9 protein-coding genes and 3 rRNA genes (1 of these 12 only partly in view) are annotated in these 14,377 nt (G+C 46.4%); all 12 read right to left on the bottom strand.

Annotated elements, in window-relative coordinates:
• Positions 1 to 48: 48 nt before the first annotated feature.
• On the bottom strand, positions 49 to 531 hold the full coding sequence (gene ispF / locus V5M37_RS00555; protein ID WP_423800322.1) for a 2-C-methyl-D-erythritol 2,4-cyclodiphosphate synthase: 483 nt from the start codon (positions 529 to 531) through the stop codon (positions 49 to 51).
• A gap of 3 nt (positions 532 to 534) precedes the next feature.
• Positions 535 to 1,224 (bottom strand): 2-C-methyl-D-erythritol 4-phosphate cytidylyltransferase, encoded by a 690-nt coding sequence (gene ispD, locus V5M37_RS00550; RefSeq protein WP_423800321.1) that lies wholly within the window; start codon positions 1,222 to 1,224, stop codon positions 535 to 537.
• A gap of 17 nt (positions 1,225 to 1,241) precedes the next feature.
• The gene (locus V5M37_RS00545; RefSeq protein WP_423800320.1) at positions 1,242 to 2,330 is read right to left on the bottom strand and encodes a PIN/TRAM domain-containing protein; all 1,089 of its coding nucleotides are present in this window, start codon (positions 2,328 to 2,330) and stop codon (positions 1,242 to 1,244) included.
• A gap of 194 nt (positions 2,331 to 2,524) precedes the next feature.
• On the bottom strand, positions 2,525 to 3,598 hold the full coding sequence (disA, locus tag V5M37_RS00540; RefSeq protein WP_213148292.1) for a DNA integrity scanning diadenylate cyclase DisA: 1,074 nt from the start codon (positions 3,596 to 3,598) through the stop codon (positions 2,525 to 2,527).
• A gap of 3 nt (positions 3,599 to 3,601) precedes the next feature.
• Positions 3,602 to 4,984, bottom strand: coding sequence for a DNA repair protein RadA (gene radA, locus V5M37_RS00535; protein WP_423800319.1), 1,383 nt, complete (start codon positions 4,982 to 4,984; stop codon positions 3,602 to 3,604).
• Positions 4,985 to 5,093: 109 nt separating this feature from the next.
• The gene (gene clpC, locus V5M37_RS00530) at positions 5,094 to 7,535 is read right to left on the bottom strand and encodes an ATP-dependent protease ATP-binding subunit ClpC (RefSeq protein WP_423800318.1); all 2,442 of its coding nucleotides are present in this window, start codon (positions 7,533 to 7,535) and stop codon (positions 5,094 to 5,096) included.
• A 4-nt stretch (positions 7,536 to 7,539) separates the two neighbouring features.
• Positions 7,540 to 8,622, bottom strand: coding sequence for a protein arginine kinase (locus tag V5M37_RS00525; RefSeq protein ID WP_213148295.1), 1,083 nt, complete (start codon positions 8,620 to 8,622; stop codon positions 7,540 to 7,542).
• A gap of 2 nt (positions 8,623 to 8,624) precedes the next feature.
• A complete protein-coding gene (locus V5M37_RS00520; RefSeq protein WP_423800317.1) occupies positions 8,625 to 9,173 on the bottom strand; it encodes a UvrB/UvrC motif-containing protein in 549 nt (182 codons plus the stop codon).
• A gap of 20 nt (positions 9,174 to 9,193) precedes the next feature.
• Entirely contained in the window at positions 9,194 to 9,655 is a 462-nt protein-coding gene (locus tag V5M37_RS00515) for a CtsR family transcriptional regulator (protein ID WP_213148297.1), read from the bottom strand.
• 243 nt (positions 9,656 to 9,898) lie between these two features.
• Positions 9,899 to 10,015: ribosomal RNA gene (gene rrf, locus V5M37_RS00510) — 5S ribosomal RNA — on the bottom strand.
• A 239-nt stretch (positions 10,016 to 10,254) separates the two neighbouring features.
• Positions 10,255 to 13,189, bottom strand: a 23S ribosomal RNA gene (locus V5M37_RS00505).
• A 203-nt stretch (positions 13,190 to 13,392) separates the two neighbouring features.
• Positions 13,393 to 14,377 (bottom strand): 16S ribosomal RNA (locus tag V5M37_RS00500) (it continues 565 nt past the right edge of the window).
• The 16S, 23S and 5S rRNA genes sit together here, the layout of an rRNA operon.

Genomic DNA, 14,377 nt, shown 5'->3' with positions numbered 1-14,377 from the left:
GGTTCTCATACCGATATATTTTATCACTTGGCAGAACCTCAATAAAGTCTAAACCCCTACCTTTTTTAACAATACAACTGCCTGGGCCGCAACCCCTTCGCCCCTGCCAGGAAACCCGAGCTTTTCAGTTGTGGTCGCTTTCACATTCACCTGCTCCGGAGATGCCTCGAGAAGCTCGGCAATCCGCGCCTGCATCTCGCCAATGTAGGGAGCCATCTTTGGTTTTTGGGCAATGATTGTACAATCAGCATTCACAAGCTCATATCCTTTTTCTTTCACGATTCCCCAGACTCGCTCCATCAGCTTGGCCGAATCAGCGTCCTTAAAGTTTGGGTCCGTATCAGGAAAATGCCTTCCGATATCGCCTTCGCCAATTGCCCCTAAACAGGCATCGGAAACGGTATGTAATAATACGTCGGCATCGGAATGCCCCAACAGCCCTTTTTCATATGGAATCGTGATACCACCAATAATCAGAGGGCGTCCCTCGGTTAATTGATGAACATCAAAGCCCTGGCCAATTCGAAACATAATTCAAACTCCTTTAAGTCTCTTTTTTAAAATCGCTTCTGCAAAAAATAAATCTTCTGGTGTTGTAATTTTGATATTATCATAATCACCTTCGACCATCGCCACTGGATGTCCCAATCTTTCTACCAAACTGGCATCATCAGTGCCGAGAAAGCTGTCTCTTTCTGCTTTTTCATAAGCCTCATGGAGGAGGGAAATACGAAAAGCCTGCGGGGTATGCACTGCCCACAAGCTCGAACGTTCCACAGTCTCTGTTACAGTACCGCCCATGACTTTTTTCATCGTATCTTTTGCAGGCACGCCAATAATGGCAGCACCGGTCTCCTCTGTTACTCCCGTTAAACGGAGGATATGCTCTTTTTTGATAAACGGTCTGGCGGCATCATGAACAAGAACTATCCCATCGGTTTTGATGGTTTTTAACGCATTATAAATGCTGTGCTGGCGTTCAGAACCGCCCGGAACCATACTGACGGACTTTTTGATATGATGTTTATTGATTAAATCCGTGAATTCCTTTTCATCCTGCGGATTTACCGCTAAAATAATGGCCTCGCAATCCTCATCATCCGCAAAAACTTTAAGTGTATGAATGAGGATTGGCACACCTTCAAGTTCAAGCAAAAGCTTGTTTTTCCCCGCCCCCATTCGCTTTCCGGAACCGGCGGCAGGGATAATGACCCGGTAAGTCATAAATAACACAATCCTTTTTACAAAGCTTTTTCTAAAAGTTTCGGTTTGGCAAAAATCATTCTGCCGGCAGATGTCTGCAGGACGCTCGTTACGAGAACATCAATTCGTTTGCCGATATATTCTCTTCCTTCTTCCACAACAATCATCGTCCCGTCATCCAAATAGGCAACACCTTGATGATATTCCTTACCATCCTTGATTACTTGAACAGTTAATTCTTCACCTGGAAGAACGACTGGCTTCACAGCATTTGCCAGATCATTGATATTCAAAACGGAGACATTTTGGAATTCACAAACCTTATTTAAGTTAAAATCATTCGTCACAAGAATTCCGTTCGTTATTTTCGCCAGCTTAACAAGCTTCGAGTCGACTTCCTGAATTTCTTCAAAATCTCCCTCGTAAATCTCTACTTTTACAGCCAGCTCCTTTTGGATTCTATTTAAGATATCCAATCCTCGTCTGCCGCGATTGCGTTTCAACACGTCAGAAGAGTCCGCAATATGCTGCAATTCCTCAAGCACAAATTGGGGAATGACAATCGTCCCATCCAAGAATCCAGTTTGGCAAATATCAGCTATGCGTCCATCAATAATGACGCTTGTATCCAATATTTTTAAAGATTTAAATTCCGCCTTATCTGTTTCCTCTTCAGCGTTCTTTTTCTTGCCGTTACCTCGGCCAAACAAACCGAGAAGTTCATCGCGTTTTTTAAATCCCACCTGGAATCCTAAATATCCAAATAACAAGGTCAATAGAATCGGGGCCACTTCATTTAAGATTGGTACTTGTACGGCATTTAGGGCAAAGCCGATCAAGAAGGCAACCAACAAGCCAAATATTAGGCCAATACTTCCAAATAAAACATCTGTAACAGGAATCTTTACTAATGAATCTTCAGCCCATTTAATAAAATTAATAACGTAATCTACTGCCCAAAAGGTTATAAGATAAAAAATAATAGCACCTAAAATAGCAGTGACATAGGAATTATTGATAAGTTGGCTATCATTTAGATGAAGTAGAACAAGTAATTGTGGCAAAAACAAAATTCCAAGCGTTCCCCCAGTAATGAGAAAGCACGCCTGCACAATTCGTTTTAACATTCCTTCACCTCCTCTTTTTCATTATAAACACAATAGGAAAATTGAAACGTTGCAAGTAAGATTATTTTTCCAAATTGTGTTGATTTTGAAACAAATTTGTTACGTTAAAATCTAGGGTAGCATCGAAAAATGGGAGTGTCAAATAAATGAAAAACATTTATTTTAACATAGCCTTTTAGATTTTTTCAATAGTTTTATAGATGACGATCCGTATATAATCGCTCTTTAATTAATTTGAAGCCCTCTTTGATTTTATTCGCACGTATTTCCCCTATTCCCTCCACGTCATCAAGGTCTTCAACTGTTGCAGTCAGAATATTTGTCAGATTTCCAAAGTTATTGATAAGATTTTCGATGATGACACCAGGAAGCCTGGGGATTTTATTAAGAATCCGGTATCCGCACGGATTTCGGTATTCATCGAGGTGAACATAGCCGAGGTACCCCAATAGCCTTAACAAAACCATGTCGTCTATGGTCCCGCTCGCCGTCATAGTCTGCATCCGCTGCAGGACTTCGTTTGGTTTTACCTCTCTATCAAACGCATAGTCCTTCATAATCAGCATCATTTCTTCTTCCAGTTCTGTCAATATTTCATTCATCTGCAGCCGAATCAACCTGCCTTCAGTCCCCAGTTCATACAGGAACCCCAGCAGTTCATTTTTAATCTTTAAGACCATTTCAAAGCGGTGGAGGACAAGCAGAAAATCATTATACGTAACAGAATCCTCAAATTCTAAAATACTTAAATTGGTAATGCTTTGCTCTAGGACGGATTTATATTTTTCCAGTGTTTGAATGGCCTGATTCGCCTTTGTTAAAATGACAGCTATGTCCTTGAGGGCATAACGAAAATTCCCCTGATACAAAGTAATAACATTTCTTCTTTGGGAAATTGCAATCACAAGCGCTTTTGTCTGCTTGGCGACCCGTTCGGCTGTTCTGTGCCGCATCCCCGTTTCCGTAGAGGCGATATCAGTATCTGGGGCAAGCTGGGCGTTAGCAATCAAAATTTTATTTCCGGTTTCATTTAAGATGATTGCCCCGTCCATTTTCGCCAATTCATATAAAAAGCTTGGTGAAAAGGAACAATTAATTTCAAATCCCCCGTCGACTATCGCTTTTACTTTTTCGTTATAGCCAATCACAATCAACCCTCCGGTATTGGCCCGTAAAACATTATCAAGTCCTTCTCGAATCGGGGTACCCGGTGCAATTAACTGTACTACATCATGAATGGATAGTTCCCCTGATCTCTTATTGTCCATCCGCTACCCTCCCAAAGCCGCCTTCAGCGCCTCGCTGACCGACGAAACACCGATGAGTTCGACACCTATTGGCCCATTCCAGCCACTAAGATTATTAGCTGGCAGGATAACCCGCTCAAATCCCATTTTGGCAGCCTCCTGAACACGCTGCTCGATTCTTGAAACCCGTCTCACTTCTCCCGTTAAGCCGACCTCCCCAATAATACAATCTGTCGGCCTTGTTGGTTTGTCCCTAAAACTTGAAGCAATGCTTACGGCAATCGCCAAATCAATGGCCGGTTCATCCAATTTCACTCCGCCGGCAACCTTTAAATAGGCATCTTGATTGGCGAGGAGCATTCCGACCCGCTTCTCTAGAACAGCCATTAAGAGCGGTACTCGGTTGTGGTCAATCCCTGTTGCCATCCTTCTCGGATTCCCAAAGCTGGTGGGCGAAATAAGTGCTTGGATTTCCACAAGAACAGGCCGGGTCCCTTCCATCGAAGCGACAACAGTCGATCCTGCCGCACCTCTAGAGCGCTCCTCCAAAAAAATTTCCGATGGATTTTCGACCTCTTCAAGGCCAAATTCCTTCATTTCAAAAATTCCCATTTCATTTGTGGATCCAAAGCGGTTTTTTACAGCACGTAAAATTCGATAGGTATGGTGTCTTTCACCCTCAAAATAAAGGACCGTATCCACCATATGCTCGAGCAGCCTAGGACCGGCAATCGACCCTTCTTTTGTAACATGCCCGACAATAAAGATGGCAATGCCTTTCGTTTTGCCAATTCTCATTAATTCAGCCGTACATTCGCGAACCTGAGAAACACTACCGGGTGCTGAGGTAACCTCCGGGTGGTAAACCGTTTGGATGGAATCGATAATGACAAAGCTTGGATTTGTGCTTTCAATGGTCCTGTTAATTTCCTCAAGGTTTGTCTCCGCATATACCATTAAATTTGGCGAGGCGATGTTCAGCCGTTCCGCCCGAAGCTTGGTTTGCCGTAAGGATTCCTCACCGGATATGTACAATACTTGATGATCCTTATTTGCTAGCTGTGAAGATACTTGCAGAAGAAGCGTTGATTTTCCGATGCCCGGGTCGCCGCCAATTAATACTAATGACCCCTTAACAACTCCGCCGCCAAGAACGCGGTTCAATTCCTTTAAGTCAGTATGGATTCTCGGCTCGCTGACCGTTTCAATCGAAGTAATCGGAACCGGTTTAGAAAGAATGCCTGAACCGCCCTGAGAATGGGCAAATGCTCCCCGTCTTTGCGCCCCGGTAACCTCTACTTCTTCGACCATTCGATTCCAGCCGCCGCATCCTGGGCATTTTCCCATCCATTTTGGTGACTCATATCCGCAGTCCTGACACATGAATTTTGTTTTTCGCTTTACCATTCTTGCTCTTCCTCTCTGTGCGAAAAAGACGTTCCCTTACATGGAAAAAGAGGTACACGATTTAACATTATTTACGTGTACCTCCCTTAGTTGGTTTCATCTTACATAATTATTTTGCCAAACTCGTTTGCTCAGCTGATCTGACGACAAATTCACCATTCTCGACGTCAATAACAGCAAGCTGGCCGGTCAATAAATTCCCTTTTAGCAGCTCTTCCGACAGGCGGTCTTCAATATGTTTTTGAATGGCCCGTTTAAGCGGTCTTGCCCCATATTCAGGGTCATAGCCTTCTTCGGAAATTTTCCCTTTTGCCGCCGGAGTTAGTTCGATTTCTATTTTTTGTTCCTTTAATCGCTTAATTAACTGATCAGATAGTAATGTAACAATTTCCTCCAAATGCTTTTTCTCAAGTGCATGGAAGACGATTATTTCATCAATCCGGTTCAGGAATTCAGGACGGAATGCTTTCTTCAGCTCTTCCATAACTTTGCCCTTCATGTCTTTGTAGTCCTGGGCAGAATCCTGGATATTAAAGCCGACATACTTATTCCGCTTCAGGGCTTCCGCACCGACGTTAGATGTCATAATCAGAACTGTATTGCGGAAATCGACTGTTCTTCCCTTCGAGTCGGTTAAGCGGCCATCTTCCAATACCTGGAGCAGGATATTAAACACATCTGGGTGCGCCTTTTCAATTTCATCCAAAAGGACAACTGAATATGGCTTTCTGCGGACTTTCTCGGTTAATTGTCCGCCCTCCTCATATCCTACATAGCCTGGAGGGGAACCGACAAGGCGGGATGTCGAATGCTTCTCCATATATTCCGACATATCGATCCGGATCATCGCATCCTCATCGCCAAACATTGCCTCAGCAAGGGCACGGGCTAATTCTGTTTTCCCGACCCCGGTTGGTCCAAGGAAGATAAAGGAGCCAATCGGCCGCTTTGGATCTTTTAATCCTGCTCTCGCACGGCGGACCGCTTTGGATACAGCCAAAACTGCCTCTTCTTGACCAATCACGCGAGAATGCAAGATTTCTTCTAAGTTAAGCAGTCTCGCTGTTTCTGTTTCTGCAAGTTTAGAAACCGGAATTCCCGTCCAGCTCGATACAACGCTGGCAATATCCTCAACTGTTACTTGATTATTTTCTTTGCCCTGCTTTTCCTTCCAGCTTTTCTTCGTTTCTTCAAGCTGCTCACGCAGGCGCTGCTCTGAATCCCTTAATGATGCCGCCTTTTCGAATTCCTGGCTTTGCACGGCTGCATCCTTTTCCTTCCGCACTTCCTCGAGCTTCACTTCCAGCTCTTTTAAGTTTGGCGGAGTGGTATAGGAACGAAGACGAACCTTAGACCCTGCTTCGTCGATTAAATCAATCGCTTTATCAGGCAGGAAACGGTCTGAGATATAACGGTCGGAAAGCTTTACCGCTGCTTCAATCGCCTCATCGGTAATGGAGACACGATGGTGGGCTTCATAGCGGTCACGCAGCCCTTCTAAAATTTGAACGGATTCTTCCGCAGTCGGCTCATCCACCCTAATCGGCTGGAAGCGGCGCTCTAAGGCAGCATCCTTTTCGATATATTTGCGGTATTCATCAAGGGTTGTCGCCCCGATACATTGCAGCTCGCCACGGGCAAGCGATGGTTTTAAAATATTGGAAGCATCAATGGCACCTTCCGCCCCGCCAGCACCGATTAATGTGTGCAATTCATCAATGAACAGGATGATATTTCCGGCTTGGCGGATTTCATCCATTACTTTTTTCAGACGGTCTTCAAACTCGCCGCGATACTTGGTTCCCGCAACTACTGTTCCCATATCAAGTGTCATGACACGCTTATCGCGAAGGATCTCTGGCACCTCATTATTGACAATCTGCTGGGCAAGGCCTTCCGCAATAGCTGTTTTACCAACCCCAGGCTCGCCAATCAATACCGGGTTGTTTTTAGTCCGGCGGCTCAGCACCTCGATTACACGCTGAATTTCCTTGCTGCGGCCAATCACTGGGTCAAGGCTGCCTTCCCTGGCGATGGCTGTTAAATCTCTTGCCAGGCTGTCAAGTGTAGGCGTATTGGCACTGGCAGATGCTCCGCCATGCTGCCCGCCGCTCTCATTGCTGCCTAATAATTGCAATACCTGCTGGCGCGCTTTATTCAAGCTTACCCCAAGGTTATTAAGGACTCGGGCTGCCACCCCTTCTCCCTCACGGATCAGTCCAAGCAGAATATGCTCTGTCCCGACATAGGAATGTCCTAGTTTGCGTGCTTCATCCATTGAAAGTTCAATTACCTTTTTGGCTCTCGGAGTGTAGTGAATAATCTGTGAGGCTTCCTGCCCTTTGCCAATTAAATTTTCCACTTCTTTTTGAATCTTATCTGAGCCTAATCCAAGTCCATAAAGAGCTTTAGCTGCAATCCCTTCACCCTCGCGGATTAATCCCAATAAAATATGCTCAGTTCCTATGTTGTTATGCCCAAGACGAATTGCTTCTTCCTGTGCTAAAGCTAGAACCTTTTGTGCTCTTTCAGTAAAACGGCCGAACATCATACTATCACTCCTCACCAATATTTTTAGATTCCATTATAAAACGTTCCCGAATTAATGCCGCCCGCCTTATGTCTCTTTCATGCGGTCTTAATGGTCCTCCAGCATATTGCTGAAGAAAACCAGGCTGCGTTAAAATCATCAATTCATTTAAGATGTTCTTTGATACATAATTTATATATCCCATATCTATTCCAAGACGAACATCCGATAAACACTTTGCAGCTTCCTTCGTTTCAATAATCCGGCTGTTGGTTAGGACCCCTAGGGACCTGAACACCCTGTCTTCTAATTGTATGTTCGAAGTTTTGCGTAATGCTTCACGTGCCGACCTTTCTTGTGAAATTAACTGGCTGACAACCCCCATTAAATCGCGGCACATGTCTTCTTCAGATTTTCCAAGGGTAATTTGATTGGAAATTTGAAAAATATTGCCGAGTGCTTCACTTCCTTCACCGTAAATTCCCCGAACCACAAACCCTAATTGATTGATGGCTGGAATAATCCGGTTAATCTGCTGTGTTAAAATTAAACCCGGCAAATGCATCATCACCGATGCCCGAAGGCCAGTGCCGACATTTGTTGGACAGCTTGTTAAATAGCCGTATTTTTCATCAAAAGCATACTGGAGATGACCTTCAAGCCAATCGTCAATTTCATTGGCAGCATCTAATGCTTCTTTTAGCTGCAGCCCAGGAAATAGGCATTGAATCCGTATATGATCCTCTTCATTAATCATTATACTAACTTCTTCATTTTCGGATAATAAAACGGCACCATATGGTGAATCCTCTGCCAATTGCGGGCTGATTAGATGTTTTTCAACCAAGACCCTCTTTTGCAGCGGCTGCATCTCATCTATTTTCAGCAATTCCAAATGCCCAAAGTTTCGGAGGCTGGAAGTTTCCAAAATGCCCTCCAGCTCATTAATAACCTGTTTAGCTTCCTCATGTGAAAAAAGAGTTGGGAATTTATATGCTTCCAAGTTTCGCGCCAAGCGAATTCTCGAGCTGAGGACAATATCGGATTCAGGCCCTTCCTCACTCATCCAGGAGCTGACCGCTTGATTTAAAAAACGTTCGAGCGACACCGTTATTCCCCTCCCTCATGACCAGCCGCTAATTTTTTCTCCAGCTGACGGATTTCATCGCGGATGGTTGCGGCCTTTTCAAATTCTTCATGGATAATAGATTCTCTTAACAAGTTTTTCAGTTCATCAATTTGCTTGCGGAGATAAATGGCCCCGCCAACTCTTTTTGGAATTTTCCCGTTATGGGTCCAATTTCCGCCATGAAGCCGCCTTAGAACAGGTTTTAATTGTTCTTTAAAGGTCTCATAGCAGTGGGAACAGCCGAAGCGTCCTACTTTCAAAAACTGTGGAAATGTCATGGAACAATGGTGGCATTGCAGGATTTCTGCCTGTTGAAACGGGCTCTCGGTTGGCTGTTGAAATGCCGGGTCGAAATTTAATAAACCTGCTAATAAATTATTAAAAGAAAACCCTGATTCACCATTAAAAATAAACATATCGCCCTTTTCCTGAGCACACTTTTCACAAAGGTGCACTTCCGTCTTTTCACCATTAATAATTTTTGTAAAATGGAGTGCCGCAGGCCTTTGATTACATTCTTGGCAAATCATACTTTCACCCTCTGGCTATATTATTTATATTTCAAAGATGTTAACATTGCCTTTAACATTCTTGCTCTTAATTCATCCCGGTATGGAAGTTCAATATACAAAACAGATCGGTCAATTACGCTTAACATGATTTTAGCCTCTCTTTTTGTAATAATCTCTTCCTGAATAAGCCGGCCAATCACATCCTCCGCACTTGCCTGACTGCAACGGCTATGGATAAGTGACAGCAAATGGTCAATCAATTGGGCCGAATCATGAGACTGCACCTTAATAATCCGGATATATCCGCCCCCGCCCCGTTTGCTTTCCACGACATACCCCCGTTCAATCGTGAATCGGGTGTTAATGACATAGTTAATTTGTGAAGGAACACATTGAAATTTATCAGCAACCTCGCTGCGTTTGATTTCCACAATATCTTCTTCACTCATATCCAAAACCTGCTTCAGATATTTCTCGATAATATCGGAGATGTTTCTCATCTTCCCACCCCCTTGCACCATCTGACTTTGACTATATTTGACATTAATTATACTCAATTTTATTTCCAGATGCAACGATTCACTATTATATGATTTTCTCCAAATCTCGCGGTTGCGAAACCTATGATTGATGGGAAAAAACTACTAAATTTGAAGGATTGTGATGCATAGGGACGGTTCTTGTGCATCATTCGCACTTTACAACACAAAAAAGACAACCATTTTCAGGTTGTCTTTTTATTTGCCCGGCAGCGTCCTACTCTCACAGGGACTTGCGTCCCAACTACCATCGGCGCTGAGAAGCTTAACTTCCGTGTTCGGGATGGGAACGGGTGTGACCTTCTCGCCATTGCTACCGGACCTATTGAATTAGAGGTTTCATTCCCTCAAAACTAGATAACGCAGAAGAAGTTTAGTAAAAACGAGTTCACCTTATTACTTTGATAATTGTCTAGCTCCAGCGTCCAGCAACTAGTGTCCTTCGGTCTTTTCCCTACGATAAGTCAACATCGATTCGCTAGCGCTCATCGTGTTTCCTTTATCTCAGTCAAAGCCCTCCAGGCCATACGTTGCTAACCGGCCGCTTCCGCTTTTCGATTTTGGTTAAGTCCTCGATCGATTAGTATCAGTCAGCTCCACACGTCACCGCGCTTCCACCTCTGACCTATCAACCTGATCATCTTTCAGGGATCTTACTAGCTTGACGCTATGGGAAATCTCATCTCGAGGGGGGCTTCATGCTTAGATGCTTTCAGCACTTATCCCGTCCGCACATAGCTACCCAGCGATGCCTTTGGCAAGACAACTGGTACACCAGCGGTGCGTCCATCCCGGTCCTCTCGTACTAAGGACAGCTCCTCTCAAATTTCCTGCGCCCACGACGGATAGGGACCGAACTGTCTCACGACGTTCTGAACCCAGCTCGCGTACCGCTTTAATGGGCGAACAGCCCAACCCTTGGGACCGACTACAGCCCCAGGATGCGATGAGCCGACATCGAGGTGCCAAACCTCCCCGTCGATGTGGACTCTTGGGGGAGATAAGCCTGTTATCCCCAGGGTAGCTTTTATCCGTTGAGCGATGGCCCTTCCATGCGGAACCACCGGATCACTAAGCCCGACTTTCGTCCCTGCTCGACTTGTAGGTCTCGCAGTCAAGCTCCCTTGTGCCTTTACACTCTGCGAATGATTTCCAACCATTCTGAGGGAACCTTTGGGCGCCTCCGTTACACTTTAGGAGGCGACCGCCCCAGTCAAACTGCCCACCTGACACTGTCTCCCACCCCGATGAGGGGTGCGGGTTAGAATTTCAATACAGCCAGGGTAGTATCCCACCGACGCCTCCACCGAAGCTGGCGCTCCGGTTTCTCAGGCTCCTACCTATCCTGTACAAGCTGTACCAAAATTCAATATCAGGCTACAGTAAAGCTCCATGGGGTCTTTCCGTCCTGTCGCGGGTAACCTGCATCTTCACAGGTACTATAATTTCACCGAGTCTCTCGTTGAGACAGTGCCCAGATCGTTACGCCTTTCGTGCGGGTCGGAACTTACCCGACAAGGAATTTCGCTACCTTAGGACCGTTATAGTTACGGCCGCCGTTTACTGGGGCTTCGATTCAGAGCTTCGCTTGCGCTAACCCCTCCTCTTAACCTTCCAGCACCGGGCAGGCGTCAGCCCCTATACTTCGCCTTGCGGCTTTGCAGAGACCTGTGTTTTTGCTAAACAGTCGCCTGGGCCTATTCACTGCGGCTCTTCGGGGCTATTCACCCCAAAAAGCACCCCTTCTCCCGAAGTTACGGGGTCATTTTGCCGAGTTCCTTAACGAGAGTTCTCTCGCTCACCTTAGGATTCTCTCCTCGCCTACCTGTGTCGGTTTGCGGTACGGGCACCTTTTATCTCGCTAGAGGCTTTTCTTGGCAGTGTGGAATCAGGAACTTCGGTACTATAATTCCCTCGGCATCACAGCTCAGCCTTAAGGTGAACGGATTTTCCTATTCACCAGCCTAACTGCTTGCACGCACATATCCAGCAGTGCGCTTACCCTATCCTCCTGCGTCCCCCCATCACTCAAACGATAAAGAGGTGGTACAGGAATATCAACCTGTTGTCCATCGCCTACGCCTTTCGGCCTCGGCTTAGGTCCCGACTAACCCTGAGCGGACGAGCCTTCCTCAGGAAACCTTAGGCATACGGTGGATGAGATTCTCACTCATCTTTCGCTACTCATACCGGCATTCTCACTTCTAAGCGCTCCACCAGTCCTTACGGTCTAGCTTCAACGCCCTTAGAACGCTCTCCTACCGCGGACACCACAAGGTGTCCACCCACAGCTTCGGTGATACGTTTAGCCCCGGTACATTTTCGGCGCAGAGTCACTCGACCAGTGAGCTATTACGCACTCTTTAAATGGTGGCTGCTTCTAAGCCAACATCCTGGTTGTCTAAGCAACTCCACATCCTTTTCCACTTAACGTATACTTTGGGACCTTAGCTGGTGGTCTGGGCTGTTTCCCTTTTGACTACGGATCTTATCACTCGCAGTCTGACTCCCACGGATAAGTCATTGGCATTCGGAGTTTGTCTGAATTCGGTAACCCGATGAGGGCCCCTAGTCCAAACAGTGCTCTACCTCCAAGACTCTAACTACGTGAGGCTAGCCCTAAAGCTATTTCGGAGAGAACCAGCTATCTCCAAGTTCGATTGGAATTTCTCCGCTACCCACACCTCATCCCCGCACTTTTCAACGTGCGTGGGTTCGGGCCTCCATCCAGTGTTACCTGGACTTCACCCTGGACATGGGTAGATCACCTGGTTTCGGGTCTACGACTACATACTAATTCGCCCTATTCAGACTCGCTTTCGCTGCGGCTCCGTCTCTTCAACTTAACCTCGCATGCAATCGTAACTCGCCGGTTCATTCTACAAAAGGCACGCCATCACCCATGAACGGGCTCTGACTACTTGTAGGCACACGGTTTCAGGATCTCTTTCACTCCCCTTCCGGGGTGCTTTTCACCTTTCCCTCACGGTACTGGTTCACTATCGGTCACTAGGGAGTATTTAGCCTTGGGAGATGGTCCTCCCTGCTTCCGACCGGATTTCACGTGTCCGGCCGTACTCAGGATCCACTCAGGAGGGAACGAAGTTTCAACTACAGGGCTTTTACCTTCTATGGCTGGCCTTTCCAGACCGCTTCATCTACCCCGTTCCTTTGTAACTCCATGTTGAGTGTCCTACAACCCCGAAAGGCAAGCCTTTCGGTTTGGGCTGTTCCCGTTTCGCTCGCCGCTACTCAGGGAATCGCGTTTGCTTTCTCTTCCTCCGGGTACTTAGATGTTTCAGTTCCCCGGGTCTGCCTTCAATACCCTATGTATTCAGGTAAAGATACTGCTCCATTACGAACAGTGGGTTTCCCCATTCGGAAATCTCCGGATCGGCGCTTACTTACAGCTCCCCGAAGCATATCGGTGTTAGTCCCGTCCTTCATCGGCTCCTAGTGCCAAGGCATTCACCGTGCGCCCTTTCTAACTTAACCTAAAAGGTTTTTACTCTTAAAAATAAGAGAGAAAAACTAAAATGGCGATTACTCGGTTCTTACTTGGTTACTTCTTCTTTTACGATTATCTAGTTTTCAAGGAACAAAAAGTTTTGAGAGATAATTCCCTCAAAACTAAACAAACAAGAAACAATCAAACAAACATGTATTGTCTGGCTCATATGTCCAGCTTATATCCTTAGAAAGGAGGTGATCCAGCCGCACCTTCCGATACGGCTACCTTGTTACGACTTCACCCCAATCATCTGTCCCACCTTAGGCGGCTGGCTCCTTACGGTTACCCCACCGACTTCGGGTGTTACAAACTCTCGTGGTGTGACGGGCGGTGTGTACAAGGCCCGGGAACGTATTCACCGCGGCATGCTGATCCGCGATTACTAGCGATTCCGGCTTCATGCAGGCGAGTTGCAGCCTGCAATCCGAACTGAGAATGGTTTTATGGGATTGGCTCCACCTCGCGGCTTCGCTGCCCTTTGTACCATCCATTGTAGCACGTGTGTAGCCCAGGTCATAAGGGGCATGATGATTTGACGTCATCCCCACCTTCCTCCGGTTTGTCACCGGCAGTCACCTTAGAGTGCCCAACTGAATGCTGGCAACTAAGATCAAGGGTTGCGCTCGTTGCGGGACTTAACCCAACATCTCACGACACGAGCTGACGACAACCATGCACCACCTGTCACTCTGTCCCCCGAAGGGGAAATTCCTATCTCTAGGAGTGTCAGAGGATGTCAAGACCTGGTAAGGTTCTTCGCGTTGCTTCGAATTAAACCACATGCTCCACCGCTTGTGCGGGCCCCCGTCAATTCCTTTGAGTTTCAGCCTTGCGGCCGTACTCCCCAGGCGGAGTGCTTAATGCGTTAGCTGCAGCACTAAAGGGCGGAAACCCTCTAACACTTAGCACTCATCGTTTACGGCGTGGACTACCAGGGTATCTAATCCTGTTTGCTCCCCACGCTTTCGCGCCTCAGCGTCAGTTACAGACCAGAAAGCCGCCTTCGCCACTGGTGTTCCTCCACATCTCTACGCATTTCACCGCTACACGTGGAATTCCGCTTTCCTCTTCTGCACTCAAGTCCCCCAGTTTCCAATGACCCTCCACGGTTGAGCCGTGGGCTTTCACATCAGACTTAAAGGACCGCCTGCGCGCGCTTTACGCCCAATAAT

Origin of the sequence: Neobacillus sp. SAB-20_R2A, assembly GCF_049568635.1 — a bacterium.
Lineage (GTDB): Bacteria > Bacillota > Bacilli > Bacillales > Cytobacillaceae > Neobacillus > Neobacillus citreus.
The sequence above is the reverse complement of the archived record's forward strand: the minus strand, read 5'-3'. Positions and strand labels throughout refer to the sequence as shown.